The 18,757-nt window shown below is 62.7% G+C and carries 16 protein-coding genes and 3 pseudogenes; 8 read left to right on the forward strand and 11 right to left on the reverse strand.

From position 1 onward, the window contains the following. Nucleotides 1-325: 325 nt before the first annotated feature. A complete protein-coding gene (locus QK287_RS17360) occupies nt 326-667 on the reverse strand; it encodes a rhodanese-like domain-containing protein (RefSeq protein ID WP_282360955.1) in 342 nt (113 codons plus the stop codon). Nucleotides 668-752: 85 nt separating this feature from the next. Between QK287_RS17360 and QK287_RS17365 the strand changes: the two genes are divergently transcribed. Then, nucleotides 753-1,196, forward strand: a complete 444-nt coding sequence (locus QK287_RS17365; protein ID WP_282360956.1) for a MarR family transcriptional regulator — start codon at nt 753-755, stop codon at nt 1,194-1,196. 112 nt (nt 1,197-1,308) lie between these two features. Here QK287_RS17365 and QK287_RS17370 read toward each other — a convergent pair. From QK287_RS17370 to QK287_RS17380, 3 genes and pseudogenes are all read right to left on the reverse strand, one after another. Next, nucleotides 1,309-1,725 (reverse strand): annotated as a pseudogene (locus QK287_RS17370) (DDE-type integrase/transposase/recombinase); the annotation flags it as partial. Nucleotides 1,726-1,951: 226 nt separating this feature from the next. Next, nucleotides 1,952-2,983: an NAD(P)-dependent alcohol dehydrogenase gene (locus tag QK287_RS17375; protein WP_282360957.1), complete on the reverse strand. Its 1,032-nt coding sequence runs from the start codon at nt 2,981-2,983 to the stop codon at nt 1,952-1,954. A gap of 31 nt (nt 2,984-3,014) precedes the next feature. Further along, on the reverse strand, nt 3,015-4,013 hold the full coding sequence (locus QK287_RS17380) for an aldo/keto reductase (RefSeq protein ID WP_282360958.1): 999 nt from the start codon (nt 4,011-4,013) through the stop codon (nt 3,015-3,017). A 413-nt stretch (nt 4,014-4,426) separates the two neighbouring features. Here QK287_RS17380 and QK287_RS17385 point away from each other — a divergent pair, with 413 nt between their 5' ends. Continuing rightward, the gene (locus QK287_RS17385) at nt 4,427-5,392 is read left to right on the forward strand and encodes a helix-turn-helix domain-containing protein (protein ID WP_282360959.1); all 966 of its coding nucleotides are present in this window, start codon (nt 4,427-4,429) and stop codon (nt 5,390-5,392) included. 345 nt (nt 5,393-5,737) lie between these two features. Here the strand turns inward: QK287_RS17385 and QK287_RS17390 are convergent, their stop codons facing one another. From QK287_RS17390 to QK287_RS17400, 3 genes are all read right to left on the reverse strand, one after another. After that, the gene (locus QK287_RS17390; RefSeq protein WP_282360960.1) at nt 5,738-6,286 is read right to left on the reverse strand and encodes an NAD(P)H-dependent oxidoreductase; all 549 of its coding nucleotides are present in this window, start codon (nt 6,284-6,286) and stop codon (nt 5,738-5,740) included. A gap of 90 nt (nt 6,287-6,376) precedes the next feature. Next, nucleotides 6,377-6,562, reverse strand: a complete 186-nt coding sequence (locus tag QK287_RS17395; protein ID WP_282360961.1) for a hypothetical protein — start codon at nt 6,560-6,562, stop codon at nt 6,377-6,379. A 92-nt stretch (nt 6,563-6,654) separates the two neighbouring features. After that, complete coding sequence (locus tag QK287_RS17400; protein WP_282360962.1) at nt 6,655-6,828, reverse strand: TetR family transcriptional regulator; 174 nt, start codon at nt 6,826-6,828, stop codon at nt 6,655-6,657. A gap of 355 nt (nt 6,829-7,183) precedes the next feature. Here QK287_RS17400 and QK287_RS17405 point away from each other — a divergent pair, with 355 nt between their 5' ends. The 3 genes and pseudogenes from QK287_RS17405 to QK287_RS17415 all read left to right on the forward strand — a co-directional run. Next, a complete protein-coding gene (locus tag QK287_RS17405) occupies nt 7,184-7,423 on the forward strand; it encodes a hypothetical protein (RefSeq protein WP_282360963.1) in 240 nt (79 codons plus the stop codon). Next, the gene (locus QK287_RS17410) at nt 7,420-8,628 is read left to right on the forward strand and encodes an MFS transporter (protein ID WP_282360965.1); all 1,209 of its coding nucleotides are present in this window, start codon (nt 7,420-7,422) and stop codon (nt 8,626-8,628) included. Before QK287_RS17405 ends, QK287_RS17410 begins: the two co-directional genes overlap by 4 nt. A gap of 596 nt (nt 8,629-9,224) precedes the next feature. Continuing rightward, nucleotides 9,225-9,349, forward strand: a pseudogene (locus tag QK287_RS17415) (DNA-binding response regulator); the annotation flags it as partial. 1,195 nt (nt 9,350-10,544) lie between these two features. On the opposite strand, the gene QK287_RS17420 reads toward QK287_RS17415, so the two are convergent. Continuing rightward, on the reverse strand, nt 10,545-11,903 hold the full coding sequence (locus QK287_RS17420) for an amino acid permease (protein ID WP_282360966.1): 1,359 nt from the start codon (nt 11,901-11,903) through the stop codon (nt 10,545-10,547). Between the two features lie 805 nt (nt 11,904-12,708). On the opposite strand from QK287_RS17420, the gene QK287_RS17425 reads away from it, so the two are divergent. Continuing rightward, on the forward strand, nt 12,709-13,686 hold the full coding sequence (locus QK287_RS17425; RefSeq protein ID WP_282360967.1) for a helix-turn-helix domain-containing protein: 978 nt from the start codon (nt 12,709-12,711) through the stop codon (nt 13,684-13,686). A gap of 217 nt (nt 13,687-13,903) precedes the next feature. On the opposite strand, the gene QK287_RS17430 is transcribed toward QK287_RS17425, so the two are convergent. From QK287_RS17430 to QK287_RS17440, 3 genes are all read right to left on the reverse strand, one after another. Beyond that, nucleotides 13,904-15,394: an amino acid permease gene (locus tag QK287_RS17430; RefSeq protein WP_282360968.1), complete on the reverse strand. Its 1,491-nt coding sequence runs from the start codon at nt 15,392-15,394 to the stop codon at nt 13,904-13,906. A gap of 241 nt (nt 15,395-15,635) precedes the next feature. Then, nucleotides 15,636-16,286: an isochorismatase family protein gene (locus tag QK287_RS17435; protein ID WP_282360969.1), complete on the reverse strand. Its 651-nt coding sequence runs from the start codon at nt 16,284-16,286 to the stop codon at nt 15,636-15,638. 754 nt (nt 16,287-17,040) lie between these two features. Then, nucleotides 17,041-17,577: an NADPH-dependent FMN reductase gene (locus QK287_RS17440; protein WP_282360970.1), complete on the reverse strand. Its 537-nt coding sequence runs from the start codon at nt 17,575-17,577 to the stop codon at nt 17,041-17,043. A gap of 181 nt (nt 17,578-17,758) precedes the next feature. On the opposite strand from QK287_RS17440, the gene QK287_RS17445 reads away from it, so the two are divergent. Together QK287_RS17445 and QK287_RS17450 are read left to right on the forward strand one after the other, a co-directional pair. Then, nucleotides 17,759-18,355, forward strand: a complete 597-nt coding sequence (locus QK287_RS17445; RefSeq protein WP_282360971.1) for a cysteine hydrolase family protein — start codon at nt 17,759-17,761, stop codon at nt 18,353-18,355. 137 nt (nt 18,356-18,492) lie between these two features. Continuing rightward, a pseudogene (locus tag QK287_RS17450) lies at nt 18,493-18,757 on the forward strand (hypothetical protein); the annotation flags it as partial.

Consider the following 18,757-nt stretch of genomic DNA (forward strand, 5'->3'; position numbering starts at 1 on the left):
CCCAGCATCTAAACGGCCAGGTCGCCGGACCCACCTCAAATGACCGACGAATACTCCTCTTGCCTCCCCCAACAGCCCGGTCCTGCGAACTGGCCTGTGGCGGAGCTGGAAGACCGGATACCAGAGCGTCGTCCCCGCCGCGAGGTGCGTCTAGTAAGCCGGTCCCCCAGCGCCCCACCTGCCCCGGTTCGCTGAAGGGTTTCACCCTTCCATGGAGCGGCGTCACGGTGAGGCGCCCCCATTTCGGCCCGTTGCATCGGCGGCCCCCACAGAAGGTCTGGAGGATTCCGCGGTTACGGCGGGGCCGATCCGATCGGCGACAGCGTTAGGAGTTGATGAACGCGCCGGATTCGATCGGCAGACCCGCTTCTACCCAGTCCTGAATGCCTTCGCGGTACTTGCGCACGTTGGTATACCCAGCCGCCGTCAGTCGGTTCGCTACGCTCTGACTATTCGGGCAGGACTCATTGGAGCAGTAGGTAACGATCGCAGCGTTCCGGTCCGGGAGCAGGCTCGGTGCCTGTGCCGCTACGTCAGCTTCTACGAGTGGCAGCGCCGTGGGCAGGTGCTGCTGCTCGTAGTACATGCCCCCCAGCGCATCGACTACGGTGACAGTTCCCGAGTCGATTGCCAACTGGAGTTCGTCGCGACTGATGAGTTCGATCATGATGCCTTCTTTCTATATTTATGTGCGTGTGCACACAACTATAATGGAGGGTGCGTGTGCACGCAACATTGAATAGGATGAACTCATGCCCTCCCGAAAGAAGCTCGCCTCCGATGCCTGGGGCGCATTGCTCCAAGTACACGCCGCGCTTGTCCCAATCCTGGACAAGGAAGTCCAAAGTCGGACCGGGTTACCGTTGTCGTGGTATGACGTTCTGCTCGAGCTGGAAGCCGAACCAGAGGGACGACTGAGGATGAGCGACCTCGCAGAACGAGTCGTCCTTAGCCGAACGCGGGTCAGCCGGCTCGTAGACGAACTGGCCACCCGAGGCCTGGTCACCAAAGAGGGCCACCCTGACGACCGCCGCTCGGCATACGCTGTCATCACGAAGGCCGGATTGGCCGAATTCCGCGCCTCGGCCCCGGTTTACATCCGCGCGATCGAGAGTAAGTTCGCGTCCACCCTCACCGACGAGGACCTCCTGCTACTGTCGCGAGTCCTTGGCAAGATCCAGAAGCCAACTGCGTGACTCCATGAGGGACTCGCGCCCCCACAGAAGCATCCGATCCGTCGACCTCCTCTCGCCAAAATCAGCCGATGCTCTCACCTGGCCGTGCTGGGCCCCCGTTGCAATCCGGCGTCTACGCGATAGCTAATTGGTTTTCTTGGGTCCAGGCTTCCCACCACCGTTTGGCTTCGACCATGGGGGCGATGGTTTCTCCGGAGAGTTGTTCCCTTCTGAAGTGGGCGTTGAATGATTTGACGGCGCCATCCTGCCTGGGCAATCCCGGGTCGATGAATGTGGTGGACACGCCGGCGGTGTTGCGTCAGCTGACCAGCACCTCAGCGGTGAAATTGGGCGCGTTGTCGCTGCGGACGTAGGCCGGTGTGGTGGCCGGTTTCGGCGATGATGCGCTCCCGCACCGCGACGACGTCGGAGGCCTTGAACGACCGGCACGGGATGTGCGCCAGCGGCGTGCGCGTGTATTCGTCGAAGACGTTGAAGAACCGGATGTGCCGCCCACAGGGGGTCCAGTGGACCGGAAGTCGAAGCTGAGTGCTCTTGTGAACTCGCAGCCCCCATATTAGAGCCAGAAACCGGCGCCCTCAGACTGTTGACGACTGACGGGACAGATCTGATCGAGGCAGCACGTTCTGCACGTGACGACCTCGGCTTCCTCGTGGGGCGCGTTTCTTCCCGGGCCTGTGGTCGCTCTCCGTGATGCACCCCTCCGGGGCGTTTCCTGCCTCGAAGGTGAGCGTAGCGTGAGCGCCGGCCAAGAGTCACCCGGGCAGCGGGGAAGACGGCATTGTGATCACGATCTTGCCGAAGTGCCGGCCATCTTCCAGGTGCTTGAGTGCCTCGTGGATCCTGTCGACTGTGTATGTCGAGTAGACCAAGGGGCGGATGGCGTGTAGGTCGATGAACGCACCCATTTCCTCATACATTTCCCGCGATCCGGTTTCGACGCCATGAATGGTCACGTTTTTGCTGACGAACTCGTAGGTGTTGATAAGCGCCGCCAAACCGGCGATGAGCCCGATGAAGGCGATGGCTCCCCCGATTTTCACGGCCCCCAGGGAGTGGTTAAGGTTCTCGCCGCCAATCGTCTCGATGACGTGGTCAACGCCCTCCCCACCCGTAAGTCTTAGGACTTCCGCGGCCACATCGGGAGTCTTCCGGTAGTTGATCGTTGTGAGGGAACCCAGCGCGTGCAATTTGCGGATTTTTTCGTCGCTGCTGGAAGTGACGATGGGGACCGCTCCAAGTGCGAGAGCGAACTGCAGCGCGAACAACGAAACGCCGCCGGTGCCGTGAATGAGAACCGTTTGGCCTCGGTGGATGCGTCCGCGGCGCACGACGGCGTGCCAGGCGGTAAGGGCAGCGACCGGCAACGTTGCGGCGTGCTCATCGACAAGAGTGCGTGGTGCGCTCACGGCCTCGTCCTGATCGATCGTGACGTATTCGGCAAGCATGCCGCGGTTAGCCGGGCCGCCGGTCGGGGTCACGTACGTCTCACGTGTGAGCGGACCGGACTGCCACTTGGGTAGGAATATCGCTGAGACCCGGTCGCCGACGGCGAATCGGTCTGTGCCCTCGCCGACGCCGACAACCGTGCCCACCGCGTCGGAAACTGGCACCACTCGGTGGGCCGGCTTCCAACCACCCTTACCCCCAATGACCAACAGGTCCCGATAGTTAAGGGACAGCGCGGCGATCTTCACGAGCACTTCCCCAGGGCCGGGTGTCGGTATCGGCAGCTGGCGTGGTGAGATCTTGTCGATCCCGTCACCTTCGGTTGTCCAGGCAGTCATGGGGCCGCCGTTCCGGTACATGGCGGACATGCTATTCACGCCCCTGTGACACGAAGCTGGGGTCTGCGGAGCGGGATCCGACAACGGCGTCCGCGGCGGAGTCGAGCGTCTTCAGTTGCGCTGCTGTGAAGTCGAGCGACAGGGCGCCCAGGTTTTCATCGATCCGGTGCGCCTTGCGGGTGCCGGGGATGGGGACTACGGGCAGCCCCAGTTTCCGGCCCTGCGCGAAGAGCCAGGCGAGGGCCACCTGGGCGGGGGTTGCCTCCAGCTCGGTGGCGACGGATTGCAGGGCCGCGACCACGGCCTGATTGGTTTCCAGGGCCGCCTCGGCAAACCGGGGGATGGTGTGGCGGAAGTCGGTGCTGCCCAGCGTCGAGGCGTCCACGGTGCCGGTGAGGAATCCCCGGCCCAGCGGCGAATAGGGCACAAAGCCCACCCCGAGTTCGGCGGCGGCGGGCACCACGTGGCGTTCCACGTCGCGGCTCCAGATGGACCATTCGCTCTGGACCGCGGCGATCGGGTGGATGCTGCTCGCCTCGCGCAGTTCCTCGGCCGTCACCTCGGACAGGCCAAGGTGCTTCACCTTGCCGGCCTGCACAAGCTCCGCCATGGCCTCCACAATCTCCACTATCGGAACGCGGAGGTCACGACGGTGCATGTAGTACAGGTCAATGGTGTCGGTGCCCAGCCGTTGCAGGCTGCGGTCCACCGCCTGCTTCACGTAAGCCGCATCGCCCCTGACCTCGCGGCGGCCCTCGGCCGGCCCGTCGACGAGGCCGAACTTGGTGGCGAGCTGGACCTCGCTTCGCCGCTCTCGGAGGAGCCGGGCGATCAGCTCCTCGTTGCTGCCGCCGCCGTAAATGTCCGCCGTGTCGATGAAGCTCACGCCGGCATTCACCGCGTGGTGGAGGGTCCGCAGGGCGTCGGCCGGGTTCACCTCGCCGTACACCGGGGTCAGGGCCATGCCGCCGAACCCTAGGGGGCTGACCGTGAGGCCGTCGCCGAGCGGGACTGTTGCTGCTTTATTCATGGGTTTCTCGTTTCTTCTGGATGCGGATGTCTCAGGCCTTCCCGGTCTCAACGTCCGCGAAGGACAAACCAGCCGGGGCACCCGGCGGGTTTGGAAAATCTCAATGTCTTTCTGCGTAGCGGGTTCGCGGGCGGCCAACCATAGGCGGAAGCCGGTTCGTGCGCGGTGTTGATTACCATTCCCACAGATCCGGATCAGCGCGCGTTTCGCCGCGGTGTAGGGGTCAGCCGGGGTGAGAACTTGATCCCGTCACCGTGGGTGGTCCAGGCAGTCATAGGGCCGGAATACCCGTACATCAAGGTCGGGCTGACGGCTGGTTGAGTAGGCATAGTAGCAATGGTCCAGCGTCAAGCTCTGCAGCGAAAGTGGCGTAAACGCTGTTTATAGACAAAATTCGGCCATATGATGGTGAGGTGCTGAAGAAGATTGCCGTCATCCTGCAACCACCGGTGTCTTTGTTTGAGTTGGGCGTTCTGGCGGAGGTATTCGGCGTCGACCGCTCTGCCGATGGCGTACCAAGATTCGAGTACTTGGTGTGTGCCGAAACACCGGAGGTGCCCCTGTCAGCGGGGGCAGGTGCCTTCGTCACCGCGACCGGTGCGCTGGCCGACGCCGCGGACGCTGACCTGGTCGCAGTCCCCTCTTCTTCGCTGACCGGCCCGCCAAGTGAGGCCATTCTTAGCGTGCTGCGGGAAGCGGCCGGTCGCGGTGCCTATTTGATGTCACTCTGTTCCGGCGCCTTCGCCCTGGCGGCGGCGGGTCTTCTGGACGGCCGCACTGTGGCCACCCACTGGCGTTACGCCGATCGACTGGCAAGCGATTACCCCAATGTGCGTGTTGATCCCGATATTCTCTACTCCCACGACGGCACAATCCTCAGCAGCGCCGGCACGGCCGCAGGAATCGACGCCTGCCTGCACGTGGTTCGAAGAGAACTTGGCACTGCCGTCGCCAACCGGATCGCCAGACGCATGGTCGTATCACCGCATCGGGACGGCGGACAGAAGCAGTTCATCGAAAGACCAGCTATTGCCCGTTCCGAACGAAGCCTCCAGCCCACGCTTGACTGGATCACCGGGAATATCAAGCACAGCATGACAGTATCTGAGATGGCGCGCATCGCGGGCATGCCGGAAAGGACCTTCGGCCGCCGTTTCGCGGCGGAGATCGGCTGCGCACCACATTTGTGGCTTATCCGTCAGCGAGTTGCACGCGCCCAGGAACTGCTTGAGGAGACTCGTATGTCGGTGGAAGATGTCGCCTCTGAGTCTGGTTTCGGCGCGGCTCCGCTGCTACGACATCACTTCATGCGGACGATCGGCATCACACCCACTGAATACCGCAGAAAGTTCTTTGACCAGAAGGACCTCCGGTACTAAGACCCGCATGGAGAAGCGGCGTTTCGAACCGGGATTTGCCCCTCCCCAGCACACCTCCGGCCATGTGGCCAGAGCGCCGGGTGGTCACGTGTTGCGAAGTTCCTCCAGCGCCAAGCCGAGCAAGTGCGCGCGACGTGCTGGCAGCGCCCGGACACCGCCGGAGGCCAGGTGGTAGTCGAACGGGCTCAGGCCCACCGCCTCGACCCGCGCCCGATACCCCGGCCGGGAACCGGACGGCCTGCCTCCCCCAGGCCCAGGAACGACGGCTGTCCGGGGCGGTCAGGCGTGGGTGCTCACATCAGTTCACTAATGCTGGGCGGCACTTTCATCTGATCTACGGGCAGATCAGTCTCCGGCGTAGGCGGGCACGCCGGAGAGCAGTTCGCGGTAGCGCGCTGCGTGGGCCGCTAGTCCCTCGGGCATTACCCGGTGCGCCGAGTGCAAGATCAGAGGCTCCACCAGGTCGAGGCCGCAGAGGTGTGCGGTGACTTCCAACGGGCGAAGCAGCTCGGCCATGGTGAAGCGGTTGTGCCCCGAGGGCGTGTACGACGACTCAGGGGCGCCGGTAGAGATGACCAGCTGCAGCCGCTTGCCCTGCAAAGCATCCCCGCCGTCACCGTAAGCGAAACCATACGTGAGGACCTGGTCCATCCATTCCTTCAGGATGCCGGGGACGGAGTACCAGTGCCAGGGGAACTGCAACACGATAGTGTCATGCTGACGCAAGAGCTCCTGCTCCCGGATTGCGTCGACACGCCGGTCCGGGTAGGCAACGGACAGTTCATGGACCGTGACGTGTGCCAAGTCTTTGACAGCGGCGGAAAGCTGGGCGGTGATCCGCGAGTTTTCCAGATCGGGGTGGGCAACGATGACGAGGGTGCTGCGTGGAGTCATGGGAGCTGTGCTTCTTTCAGATCGGGCTCGGGACCGGGAGTGACGTTCTCAAGCTTGGGCACCGAGGCGGAAGCCGGATGGACGTGTTAATTACCATTGCCCGTAGATCCGGGCCAGCGCGCGTTTGGCCGCGGTGTAGGGCTCAGCCGAGCCGGTGAGGAGCGAACGCGCATTGGCTGCCTCCAGGAATGCCGTCGTCTCGAACACCAGTTGGTTCACGTCCGCCCCCGGTAGTTCTCCGGTGTCGGCTGCGGTCTGGATTTGAGAGGCCAGCAAGGAGTGCCATTCCAGAACCGCCCTGGCAACCGCTACCCGCACCGGGCCGGATTTGGAATCCAACTCCGGGCTGGCGGCCGAGAAATCGCAATTTATAGCTGCTCCTTCGAACCGAACAGCACAGCCACCCCGCCCTTACTGAGCGCTGCACGGGAGGCCAGGCCCCCGATCGAAAGACCCTCGAGCCCGTCGATTGAGGCCAGGTTCACCGCTTCCTTCATCACAATTTTTCTTGATTTCAGGCCCCTGGCCGTTCTGCGATCCATGTTGGCCTCTCCTTCGTGCACTTACAAACATACTACTGTACGATCGTCCGTATAGTTACAAAGAAACTCTTCACGCCTCCAGCCTCGCTTTCTTGATCGCGTCCCTCATGTCGGTCGCCAAGTAACGCTGCCGAGCGCCGGGGGTCTGCCTTACATCGAACGCTGACAGAAGGGAGCTGAATGGATACGGGCTGCTGCAGTGACTCCGGTTGCTGCGACGACGGCCCGATGACATGCAGGGCTGCTGCTGACACCCTCCCGACTGCCGGCCCCACCCGAGACCGGCAGGTGCCTGCCAATAGAACCGACACACCTACGGACGAAACAGAGGAAACCACCAATGCGAAGGGCCGAGATGACTGAACACCACGACGAAGTCCTGTACGCGGTCGATGCCGTCATCGGCACCGACAACGAGACGAAAGTAGCTCCGCGCGATGGCACCCGTCGTGACGTATGGGATCGTGACCTCTGGGATACGGGCGCGCCCTCCGGTCGGGGCATCGAAGGCATGGATCACCTGCGTCGGGTCCGGGACTACATTAAGGCCGGGATCCGGAAGGTATGTGCACAGCTGACGGAAACTAGGAAATGACTGCCTCGGAGATATCCCGGACACTGGTCGCGGAGGGTGCACCGCGCGGCGGACTGGCCGCACTGTGTATCACCCAGACCACCGGAGGGGGCATCCTCTACTACTCCCTGCCCGCAGCGGTTCACCCGATCAGCATGGACACGGGCTGGGACCCCGCCCTCGTCACCGGAGCCTTCTCGGCCGCGCTGTTCATCTCCGCCGCAGCCGGGATTCTCGTCGGCCGTGTCCTGGACCGGACCGGGCCGCGCAACCTCATTGTCGCAGGCTCCGTCACCGGCGTGCTGGCCCTGGTCATGGTGGGACTGGCTCCGAGCCTGCCAGTGTTCTACGCCGCCTGGCTGGTCGCCGGCATCGCACAGGCCGCAGTGCTGTATCAGCCGGCCTTCACGATGATCAGCCGATGGTACGGACCCGCCCGTATCCGGCCCCTCATGGTCCTGACCCTCACCGCCGGATTCGCATCCACCATTTTCGCCCCGCTCACCGCCGCCCTCAGCAGCAGCATTGGCTGGCGGACCGCTTTTCTGGTCCTAGCCGGCACGCTCGGTGTCATCACAATTCCCCTGCACGCCCGTTACCTCAACCGATCATGGGCCTCAGCTCCGCACCGGGACCTTGTCGCCCCCCATAGAACAGTGCTAAGAGCCGTCCGTCGCAGCCCTGCTTTCATCGGTCTGCAGGCCTTAATGGTCCTTCTCTGCCTCGGCCTCTACGCCGTGACCCTGAACATCATCCCCGTGCTGATGGAAAAGGGCGCCGACTACACCACGGCCGCGCTCGGCTTCGGACTTGTAGGAGCAGGAGAGGTCGGCGGCGGCCTGCTATTCGCCACCATCCCGGCCACTGCACGTATATCTGTCATCACCGGAACGGCCACGGGTGCCATCCTCGTGCTGGCACTTCTGCCGGGACCGGCACCCATGCTGATCGCCGCCGGCATGCTCGCTGGGGCCGTCCGCGGATGTCAGACACTGCTACAGGCCACGGTCGTGGCCGACCGTTGGGGAACAACCGGCCTTGGCACCCTGCAGGGCAGCTTCGCCGCGCCCATCACGGCCGCCGCTGCCCTCGCCCCGGCGGCCGGCTCAGCAATCGCATCCTGGCTCGGCAACTACACCTCCATGGCCTACGCTATGGCCGCCGTCACCGGAACTGCCGCAGTCATCGCAGCCACGCACCTCTCCAGAGGAGATAAAATCCGATGACGCATTGACGGACCAATCGCACTCGGAGTCGGGTGTAAGTGCCTGTTGCGCTTGGTCGGCTCCGCCACGACGTTCGCAGCTTCCTCCGACAGAATCTGATATTCCTGACGTACCGTCCATGTCGATTCACTGGCCCGCATCGGATTGACTACGTCAACTCTTATTGGCTCCGGCGTGTCCGCTATCCCTGGCCCCAAAGGCTCGACATGGCCCGGGAGATGCACGGCATCGTCTTGCACGTATTGGCAGTGATGATCTCCCTGGCCCATGGCTCGTCGGAGTTCGCATCCAGTGACCCAACTCGCGCAGTCGACGCAGATACGCCAGGTCGCCGGCACCGGCCGTCTCGAGGTGGCAGACATGCGCCGGATGCTCGGAGTTCTGAATGAAGCCGAGACCGCGGAGGGGTGGCCAGCGCGGTCGCGGCTGCTTGCGATGTGGGTGACGTCTCAGCGCTGGTGGAGCTGTTCCGTTCCGCGGGCCTCCGGGTTCCCTCCACAGAAAGGAGCCCCCTGGCAACGGTAGCTCCCCGGCCCGACAGTCCCATCCGAGTATCGCTCGTCGATGACCAGAGGCCCGTTGGTACGGGATTCCGCATGGTGCTGGAAGACCCGGCTCATTGTCGAATGAGTACCCGAAGTCACGCGTCCTTGTCCTCATCACATTCGATCTCGACGAGTATGCCTTCGCGATGCTCCGGGCCGGCGCCAGTGGCGTTCTGCCCTCGGATGTCGCATCAGCTGAGCCGCCCGCCCATCAGAGCCGTCATTTCCTCCCGGATCTGCCGGCGGATGCGCAGCGTCGACGGCAGTCTGGGAACACGATACGCCCGAGTACGCAGGACTAGTCTCGGAATTGGTCAAGAATCTGCGCGGGTGGACCGCGTACGGTGATATCGACGGTGACAGCCGCCCTAAGGTGCAACGCCAGGAAGCCGGGGCCCACGGACCACAGAGCAGCTTGCCGGATCTGATACCGAGTCGACGACGGAAGTGACCTTGACTGGACGGTCAGTCAGCAGCGCCGGTGCATCACCCTGGCACGGAACCCGGCGCCTGACACGGACCGACGGCCGTCCTTCCTGTTCGAACCAGCCACCGGCCGGGGCCTGACCCGCAACGCCATCTTCGCCTGGGCTACGGGCTCAGACTCGAGAAGGCCTGCGGTCTGCACCTGAACCCGGACCCGGACCTGGACCTGGACCTGGACGACAGTGATCCAGGCGGGCAGCTCCTCTTCGTCCAAGTGGGGGCCGCTGATCCGCGGGAGGATCTCCACACCCCGCCACTGATGAGAATGTAGAACGACCGGACCAACTGAAACTGCGGTGCTACCGTCGCATCGGACTTCCGTACGGACGCAGTCGGGCCGATGGTCAGGTCGGCGGGCCGCAGCCCAGGAACCCCGTCAAGTCCTCCAACCGGTCCGCGTCCCAAGAGCTGGACTGCATTCCAAGGAAATACCACCACGGAGACAGCTCGTGGGCACAGAACCGGACGGTATTGGGTGAGCAGTCCGTCTGGCGTAGAAATTTCAGATACTCCTCGACCGCGGTGGCGGGAAAAAATCCTCGCCCATGACGGTCCATGTTTGTTTCTGGTCTTCGATGCTCATGGGTTGGCGGGTGGTCATGAAACGGTCTCCGGGGATGATGCCATCTTGCGTTCCGGTTAAAGGTGCAAGGCAAGACCCTACATTCGCCTTGCCGCCGTAGATGACGGGGGCGACTGCTACCGGATAGAACGACCCAAAGCGACAGAACAGCGCCCCAATTCCCCTCACGAGGTCCAAGGCGGACCGTTGGCGCCACCGGATAAGCCAGCGCAGGACCACTACGAGGACGCATTGATCCCAACGCCCACCAACTCATTCTTTGGAGGGTTCAGGGGGTTGTGAACTTGGAAGGAGAAAGGATGTTAATGGCGGACCTGCTGCGTTGGTATCGGATTCCTCAGATGTTTGAAGAGTGCGACGAGCAGAGCGGCAGCTGCGAGGCCCGCGGGAACCAGCAGGTGCGCCCCGGCAAGCAACAGCAGGCCGGCGGTGAGCACCAAGGACACGATTCCAAGCCACCAGCCGAGCGAGAACCGATGGAGCAGCCGCACTGCCGCAAGCATTCCGAAGAAATACACCGCGACCATCGAGCTAGTGTGAATCAGGATGAAGGGAAGCAGATCGAGTCCAGTGAGCACCAGTGCCGAGAGGTAGACGCCGGTCAAAACTGCCACGATTACCAGGCTCCGCCGCGGTACTTGCCCCGGTTCCACACCGGCAGCGAACCAACGAGGAAGGTCCCCGTCCCGGCCAAGAGAAGCCCCGAGCTTGGCAAACGCCCCGACGTACGCGTTCAGCACCCCCAGCGCCACCACCGCGGCTATCACCGCGACGATAATCTGGCCCGTTTCCCCAGTTGTGCTCGCGACCAGGGTCAGTAGCGGCACCGGGCCGCTTTCGGCCTTCGCTCCCAGCACCCCGACGGTCAGCACCTGCAGGGCGAGATAGGCCGCGCCGACTACAACTATGGCGATGCCGGTCGCCAGCGGGATGGTGCGACGTGGATTTTTGAACTCTCCGGCCAGGTGTGTCACTGCTTCCCAGCCCGCGAACGCCCAGACAAACAGGCTCACGGCGGTCCCTACTCCTGCCCAGCCATGCGGCAGGAAAGGCTCGAAATGAGCCGGCTGCATCGCCCGCCCGCAGACGGCCATCACGCCGACGACTATGGCCACGAGTGCTGCGGTGAGGCCCAATTGCACGGGCCCCGAAACTCGAAGGCCGTAGGCGTTTGAGAGGAATGGCGGAACCAGCAGCAGCACGGCGAGGACGATGACCGCCCACCGCGGACCGCCGAAGATCGCCACCAGATATGAGGCGCCCAAAACGGCAACGACGGGGGTGCCGATGACCACGCCAAAGAAGAACCAGTAGCCAGCCATCCGAGCGGGCGTCTTGCCTAGCGCAAGCCGGACGAACGTTGCGACGCCGCCGGCATCCGGAAACCGGGCTGCGAGCGCAGCAAACGTGCCCGCCAACGGAACCGAGAGCAGCAGGACGGCGGCTACCGCGAGGATGGACGCCGGTCCGGCGGCGTCCGCAGCGAGCCCGGGCAGGACGAGTATTCCTGTGCCCAGCACGGCAGAGATGTAGAGGGCGGAACCTTGGAGGACGCCGACAGTGCCGGTCCTCTGGACAGCAGCGGTGGGTCCCGCATCGCCGGCACCTCCGGCGATGCGGGACGAGGCAATGCGGGATGCAGTTGAGGGAAGTCGGGTCATGTCCTCCATGATCCCAATGGCAACAACTTAGCGTCCATACAGTTTCAGCCAACACGAGGGCGTATTCCGCCAATCATGCCCACCACTCGGCGGGGCCCCTCGTGGCGGGCACTGTTTTGAGTGTTATCCCCGAGCTACGAATCGAAGAAGGCCGTCACGACCAAGTCGCCGAAACAACATCGAGACGTTCCTCCTACTTGAGGTGTCGCGAAGGTTGTTCTCCGAAGCCAGCAACACGAACGGCCCCCGAGAGCAAGTGTTCTAACGTCCGAGGCGCTCTGGAGCCCAGAATCGACTTTGGTGGCGGCGGTATTGGCGGTCCGCTCGTGCCACGGCGCCACCGATTCTGGTTGGAGCGACGTGCCGGGAGATCGGGCGCTGGCATGCGGTCGCGTTGATCGTTTCGAGGTCACCCGCAGCGGATGCCTTGTTGCAGTCGGCCTGGGACCGGAGGGTGCGCCGGCTGATACCTCTGACGCTGCGTTCAGGCGGTATAGGCCTGTAACGGAAGGGCGAACTGGCGAGGGATGCGTAAACTCGACAGGATTCTCGCTGGACGTCCAGTGGCAATCATTTGCACGAGCTCGTGAAGTCCCTCGGACGCTCAGCTTCGGCCCGAATACTAGCCGCCTGCTCGGCCAGCTGTGGCTTCCCGACGCCCTGAAGCTGGTGTTATAGGTCCATTGACCATATGTACCGAGCCCAGCGCGCTTGCCTCACCGAGCGTGCTCGTTTATGCCGGTTCAAAGGCAATTGGCGGTGGTAGAGGCGACCACTTTCACTAAATACCAGCCATAATAGACACATGTTGCGTTCCGTTGCCGTGATTGCCCTCCCCGGTCTATCGCCGTTCGAGTTCGGAGTGGTTTGCGAGGTATTCGGCCTGGACCGTTCTGACCAAGGCACAGGCCTGCCGGCCTTCGACTTCAGGGTCTGCACTCCTTGTCCTGGACTGCTCCAAACGGACATCGGTTTCTCGATTCTCGTGGAATACGGTCTCGATGCAGCTGACGATGCAGATTTGGTGATCATGGCGCCTTATCACAGCGGTGCCCCCACACCGCCGGCAGTGATCGACCTGCTGCGGCGCGCCGACGCCCGCGGAGCCCGCATTCTCTCGGTGTGCAACGGCGCGTTCGCCCTGGCAGAAGCCGGCATCCTGGACGGACGACGTGCCACGACGCATTGGAAACATTCCCGCCAACTCGCGGCCAGTTTCCCGCAAGTGACCGTTGATGAGAACGTTCTCTATTTGCACGACGGAAACGTAATTACCAGTGCAGGGACCGCCGCCGGCATCGACGCCTGCCTGCATCTGATCAGGACCGAGTTCGGTGCCAAGGCCGCGTCCACGATCGCGCGCGGAATGGTGGTGCCACCGCACCGCGACGGCGGGCAGGCACAGTACATCGACCGACCCGTCCCAGTGCAGCGCGGCGACACGATGGAGAAACTCCTAGTGTGGATGGACGAACACCTGCACGCCGAGCTTCCGGTCAGCAGGCTCGCGTCTAGGATGCACATGTCCGAACGAACATTCGCACGGCGGTTCCGGGCCGAAACCGGTGCCACGCCTGGCGCTTGGGTGAATTCACAGCGTCTACTCAGGGTACAGACCCTGCTTGAGGAAACAGATCTCTCTATCGAAGCCATCGCAAGCGCCGCCGGCTTCGGGCAGGCCGTCCTGCTGCGACACCACTTCCACAAGCGTCTTGGGATCAGTCCCACCGCGTACCGGCGGACATTCCGAGGGCAAGGCGAACCTACCGCGGCAGCAGTCTAAGCCTGGCCGCCAGGGGTGGCAGGAAGATTACAGCCGCGCCGAATCGACCGTCAACCACCCGACAGCCGGCCGTCGCCGCGATGTCCGCGCGTGAATAAGACTACTCCCCGATCGGAACTGATTTCTCAGTTCCGATCGGGGAGCAGTTCAGATCCTACCGGGCGCCCTCTTGCATCAGCTCGCCTTGTATCGGCGATCCTTTGTCCAAGCGCAAGGATCAGGCCGACGCGCGGGTTTCCTCCTGTGAGCGGACGGCCTTCCATTCCGCGATCCGGGCCTGCTGGAGCGGGGTCCGGCGGTTGAAGTACCAGGCACCGCCCAGGAGCAGGAACCAGACCGGGGTGATCAGCAGGGCCAGACGGGTGTCGTCGGCCTGGCCGAGCGCGACCAGCATGAAGCCGAAGAAGGCGAGCACGACGTAGGGCATGAACCCAGAGCCCGGCATCTTGAACTTCGATGCGGCGTGCAGCGCGGGCCGGCGCCGGCGGAACACGATGTAGCTGATGAGGATCATCGACCAGACGAACATGGTCAGCACGGATGCCACCGACGTGACGATGGTGAAGGCTCCGATCACGGAGTCGCCGGCGTAAAGCAGGATCAGGCCAGCCAGCAGGAAGATGCAGGAGAACAGCAGGGCATTCTGCGGGACCTTGCGCGGGCTCAACTTCCCGAAGGCCTGGGGGGCGTTCCCGTCCTGGGCTAGGCCGTAGACCATGCGGGAAGTGGAGTAGATGCCGGAGTTGGCACTCGACGCGGCGGAGGTCAGCACCACCAGGTTGATGACCACCGCGGCGATGCCCAGCCCGGCGAGGGTGAACATGCCGATAAACGGGCTGCTGGCCGGGTCGATGCTGCGCCACGGGTTGACGGCCATGATGACCACCAGGGCGCCAACGTAGAACAAGAGGACCCGGATGGGGATGGAGTTGATGGCGCGCGGCAGGTTCTTCTCGGGATCCTTCGTTTCCGCTGCGGCCGTGCCCACGAGTTCGATGCCGGCGAAGGCGAAGATGGCGATCTGGAAGCCGAGGACAAAGCCGAACACGCCGTGCGGGAACATGCCGCCGTCGTCCCACAGGTTGGACAGGCTGGCGACGGCACCATTGGGGGAGGTGAAGTGGCTGGCGATCATGACGATGCCGGTGGCGATGAGGGCGAGGATGGCCACCACCTTGATGATGGCGAACCAGAACTCCGCTTCGCCGAACGCCTTGACGCTGGGCAGGTTCAGCAGGATCAGCACGACCGGTGTGATGAGGGCGGGGATCCACAGCGGCGTGCCGGGCGCGAGCTTGTCGACGTATCCGGCGATCGCGACGATGTCGGCCACGCCGGTCACCACCCAGAAGAACCAGTAGGACCAGCCGGTGACGAACCCGGCCCAGGGCCCCAGGAGGTCGCCCGCAAAGTCGCTGAAGGACTTGTACTCCAGGTTGGAGAGCAGGATCTCGCCCATCGCGCGCATGACGAAGAACAGCATGAAGCCGATGATCATGTAGACGAAGATGACGGACGGCCCGGCCAGGGAGATGGTCTTGCCGGAGCCCATGAACAGCCCGGTGCCAATCGCGCCGCCGATGGCGAGCAATTGGATATGGCGGTTGCCCAAGGCGCGGGCGAGGTGCGGTTCGCGGTTCCCGTCGCCGGAGGCGGCGGGAACCGATTTTGAAATGGCCGGAGCGGCCGAGGCGGTGCGTTCAGACATGAGGCTTCTTCCTTGTCACAAGTGGTCGTCGCGGACGGGGTTCCGCCGTGCGGGCCGCACGGATCCGTAAGGTTAAGACGGAAATATCAAATTCGGCGGCGTTAGGGTGGGTATTTCATGGTCCCGATTGTTACCAAGGGCCCGCGCAGACGACCCGGCCGGCCGGTCTCGGCGGAGGCCCAGGGCGCGTTGCGGCTGTGGTCATTGGTTGGGGTGGATAGAATGCGCGCGATAGCTCGCTTTAGATACTCTCCAGGATCGTTTGGGTCGTCACGACGGCGGCAAAGTCTCCACCCCACAAGTTGGTCGCTGTGACCTTCGATAGGTCCGCGGCTTTCATCACCACGCCGTCCGGACCTAGAAGGTCAAAAGTATGGCAGGCGTCGATGGCAACAGCTGTGCTGAATCCCAGGTTGTCGGACATACGTGCCGTGGTTTCGACGCACATGTTGGTCTGTATTCCGCAGAGGACGACTTCCTCAATTTCGTTGGTGGTGAGCCAATCAGCAAGGTCGGGTGACCCAAGGAACGCGGAATTTACCGTCTTGGTGACGGCTAAAGTCGGTTCGACGCCAGCCAAGAATGGTTTGAGCTGGGAACTACTCCGATCTGGGTGGAAGGTTGATTCAAAACGCTCGGACGTGTGCGTCACCATGACAAGGGGGAGCCCGTGTTCCTGCCAGTATTCGACTAGGCGGAGGATGTTCTTTTCCGCGTCCGGGTTGTCTCGTTTTCCCCAATAGCCAAGATCATCAAAAGTCTGCTGCACGTCGATGACGATAAGTGCCGTTTTCGCAGACAGTCGAAGATCAGGGCTTCCAGCAAGCGAGCTCTTAGCTGCGGCACGCGAGTCGTTTGTATGAGAAGCATTAAGCAAATCAGCGGTATCCATGGGTACTACTTTGCCTGTGCCCATTCACCACAGGTGAGTGGCAGTCAGGACATCGTCCGATTATTTCCAGCCAAATACTGATCCCATGCTCTCCGTCACCCTCCCCCTATTTCCAGGCGCCCGGCTGTTCGATTTTGCCATCATCACCGGAACGTGGTCAGTTGCCGCCTATCTTCGCCGCTCCTCGCCATCGAACTCGGCAGCAGTTCCGACGAACCGGTCTAGTTCCGCTATTCCGAATGAGCCTTCTGCGCCGCGGACGCACCCTTGGCTTGGGCGGAATCGGTCGACTTAGTCCTGATCTCTGGTCTGGGCAACTCCAGCGACCGCGCAAAGTAAAACGGACAAAAATGACGAACGCGAATTGTGGTCAGCTCGGATGTTCGTGGAAACCAGCGTGCCGTGCGCGCTGACCTGGCTGATCTCCCTGCCGCGACGTCGATCACACCGTGAATGCGGTCGATGAGGCCGTCCGGCGGCGCGCTCGCCTTGAATCCGGGAAAGCGCCGGATGGCCCGGCTACGACGACGACGCGCCTTTTCCGCACCTGATGGAAATCGGCAGCTTTCGCGGTGGATGGCCATGCCGCATTTGGCGTTACCGAGCCCTCCGCACCGCCGCGTTTGGAAACCACTGTCCAGATGAAGGCTCACCACTCGGGTGTCGCAGCGGCGCCCTTCCGAACACATGCTCATCAAGCAATGCCCGTCCGACTAAGGAGTGATCGCGGGCTGCCGTCCGTTGCTGCGGGCTTCTATACTATGGCCTGGGTGAGAGTCTCGATGGCTCTGGACATCGCTCGACGAATCAGTTCGCCACGGACTAGTCCATATTCATCAATGGATTGCCTTGATACCGGGACGTCGACGCAGGCGCCGTCAACTAGGGTCGCATCCGTGTATCTCAGCACGGTCGCCAACGAGGCATACGTCTTCTCTGCCCTGAGTGGGTTTGTCGACGGATTGATCCATCCTGTTGGTTTACCTGAAATCTCGACACCGCCTATCGTCCACTCCAGGAGATTCTTGAGGGCACCGGGCATAGCCCCAGCATATTCGGGTGTGCTGATCAGCAGTGCAGACGCATCTCGGATTGCTGCCCGCAGTTCTGCGACTTCCACCGGAAGGGGGTCGCGATCCAGGTCCGGGTTGAAATGAGGAAGGCCGCCTAGTCCATCGTAAGTATTGGTGCCGAAAGGAGTTCTCACCAGATCGGCAACCGTCGCGATGACGGCCGCGTTGACGGAACCGGCCCTGACACTCCCACAGATCAGCAGAATCGAATGAACCAAGTCCCGTCCTAAGAAGTTTCAAGTTCGACATCCCGACGTTTTGGCCAACGTCAGACATCCTTGATGAGGAGCTTACGGGTTCCCGAGCTCGAAGCGCCACAACGCACAGCTCAGCCCAGGTCGGGAGAGCGATAATCCACATCGACAACAATACGGACGATCGTATAGTACGATCGCGAATGTGAATACTAATTCCTCCACCCCCGCCCTTGGTCGCCGCGCCGCACTGGTGATCGTCGACGCCCAACAGGGCTTCGATGACGCCGCCCATTGGGGCCCCCGCGACAATCCCTCCTGCGAGGCAAACATCTCCGCTCTGCTTAGCCTGTGGCAAGAGACCGGCCGCCCCATCGTTTTCGTACGCCACGACTCCACCTCCCCGTCCTCACCCCTGCACCCGGACAACCCAGGCAACGCATTCAAGGACATCATCACCGGCACCCCGGATCTCTTGGTGCGCAAGAGCGTCAACTCTAGCTTCCACGGCACTCCCGATCTTCACGCGTGGCTGCAGGAAAACGGGATCGAGGAACTGGTGGTCTGTGGAATCACCACCAACCACTGTTGCGAGACGACCGCCCGAGTTGGGGGGAACCTCGGCTACCGAGTGGTCTTCCCCCTGGATGCCACCCACACTTTCGACCGCACTGCTCTGGACGGGGAGAACGTCTCTGCAGCTGTCCTGTCCCGGATAACCGGAGTGAACCTGCACGGGGAGTTCGCCACGGTAGTGACCACCGCCAGTCTCCTCGAGCAGCTCGAAGCTGCCGCGCAGTAGCCGGAACGGATGGAACTGACCGTCCAACGGCCCCGTGCGGTATTGATCAACACCTTCGGCGGCTTTTCCGGAGCCGGCTCATTCCTGCGACGCATTCCGATCATGATCCCGTCTTCGACGAAAGTGAGTCCATTTCAATGGGCGATGAAACAGAAGGATGGTCAGACTCGCTGACGCATGTCACCGCTGACGTTCCGGAATCGGATTCGAGCATCTTGACCTGGCCGGGACATTCCGTGGCCACGGTCCGTCCCATGCGTGACGGCGACTGGCCTGCCGTCCGGCGGATCTACCTTGAAGGCATCGCCACCGGCCAGGCCACCTTTGAATCAGAGGCACCCGACCGGGAAAGGTTCAACACCTCGAGACTGCCCGACCACCGACTGGTCGCCGAAACCGCGG

It is taken from the genome of Arthrobacter sp. AL05 (assembly GCF_029960715.1).
GTDB lineage: Bacteria > Actinomycetota > Actinomycetes > Actinomycetales > Micrococcaceae > Arthrobacter.

Coding starts and splice junctions, on each gene's coding strand:
- QK287_RS17360 (WP_282360955.1), bottom strand. CDS start 667: ATGATCGAACTCATCAGTCGCGACGAACTCCAGTTGGCAATCGACTCG.
- QK287_RS17365 (WP_282360956.1), top strand. CDS start 753: ATGCCCTCCCGAAAGAAGCTCGCCTCCGATGCCTGGGGCGCATTGCTC.
- QK287_RS17375 (WP_282360957.1), bottom strand. CDS start 2,983: ATGACTGCCTGGACAACCGAAGGTGACGGGATCGACAAGATCTCACCA.
- QK287_RS17380 (WP_282360958.1), bottom strand. CDS start 4,013: ATGAATAAAGCAGCAACAGTCCCGCTCGGCGACGGCCTCACGGTCAGC.
- QK287_RS17390 (WP_282360960.1), bottom strand. CDS start 6,286: ATGACTCCACGCAGCACCCTCGTCATCGTTGCCCACCCCGATCTGGAA.
- QK287_RS17400 (WP_282360962.1), bottom strand. CDS start 6,828: ATGGATCGCAGAACGGCCAGGGGCCTGAAATCAAGAAAAATTGTGATG.
- QK287_RS17405 (WP_282360963.1), top strand. CDS start 7,184: ATGACTGAACACCACGACGAAGTCCTGTACGCGGTCGATGCCGTCATC.
- QK287_RS17410 (WP_282360965.1), top strand. CDS start 7,420: ATGACTGCCTCGGAGATATCCCGGACACTGGTCGCGGAGGGTGCACCG.
- QK287_RS17420 (WP_282360966.1), bottom strand. CDS start 11,903: ATGACCCGACTTCCCTCAACTGCATCCCGCATTGCCTCGTCCCGCATC.
- QK287_RS17425 (WP_282360967.1), top strand. CDS start 12,709: ATGTTGCGTTCCGTTGCCGTGATTGCCCTCCCCGGTCTATCGCCGTTC.
- QK287_RS17430 (WP_282360968.1), bottom strand. CDS start 15,394: ATGTCTGAACGCACCGCCTCGGCCGCTCCGGCCATTTCAAAATCGGTT.
- QK287_RS17435 (WP_282360969.1), bottom strand. CDS start 16,286: ATGGATACCGCTGATTTGCTTAATGCTTCTCATACAAACGACTCGCGT.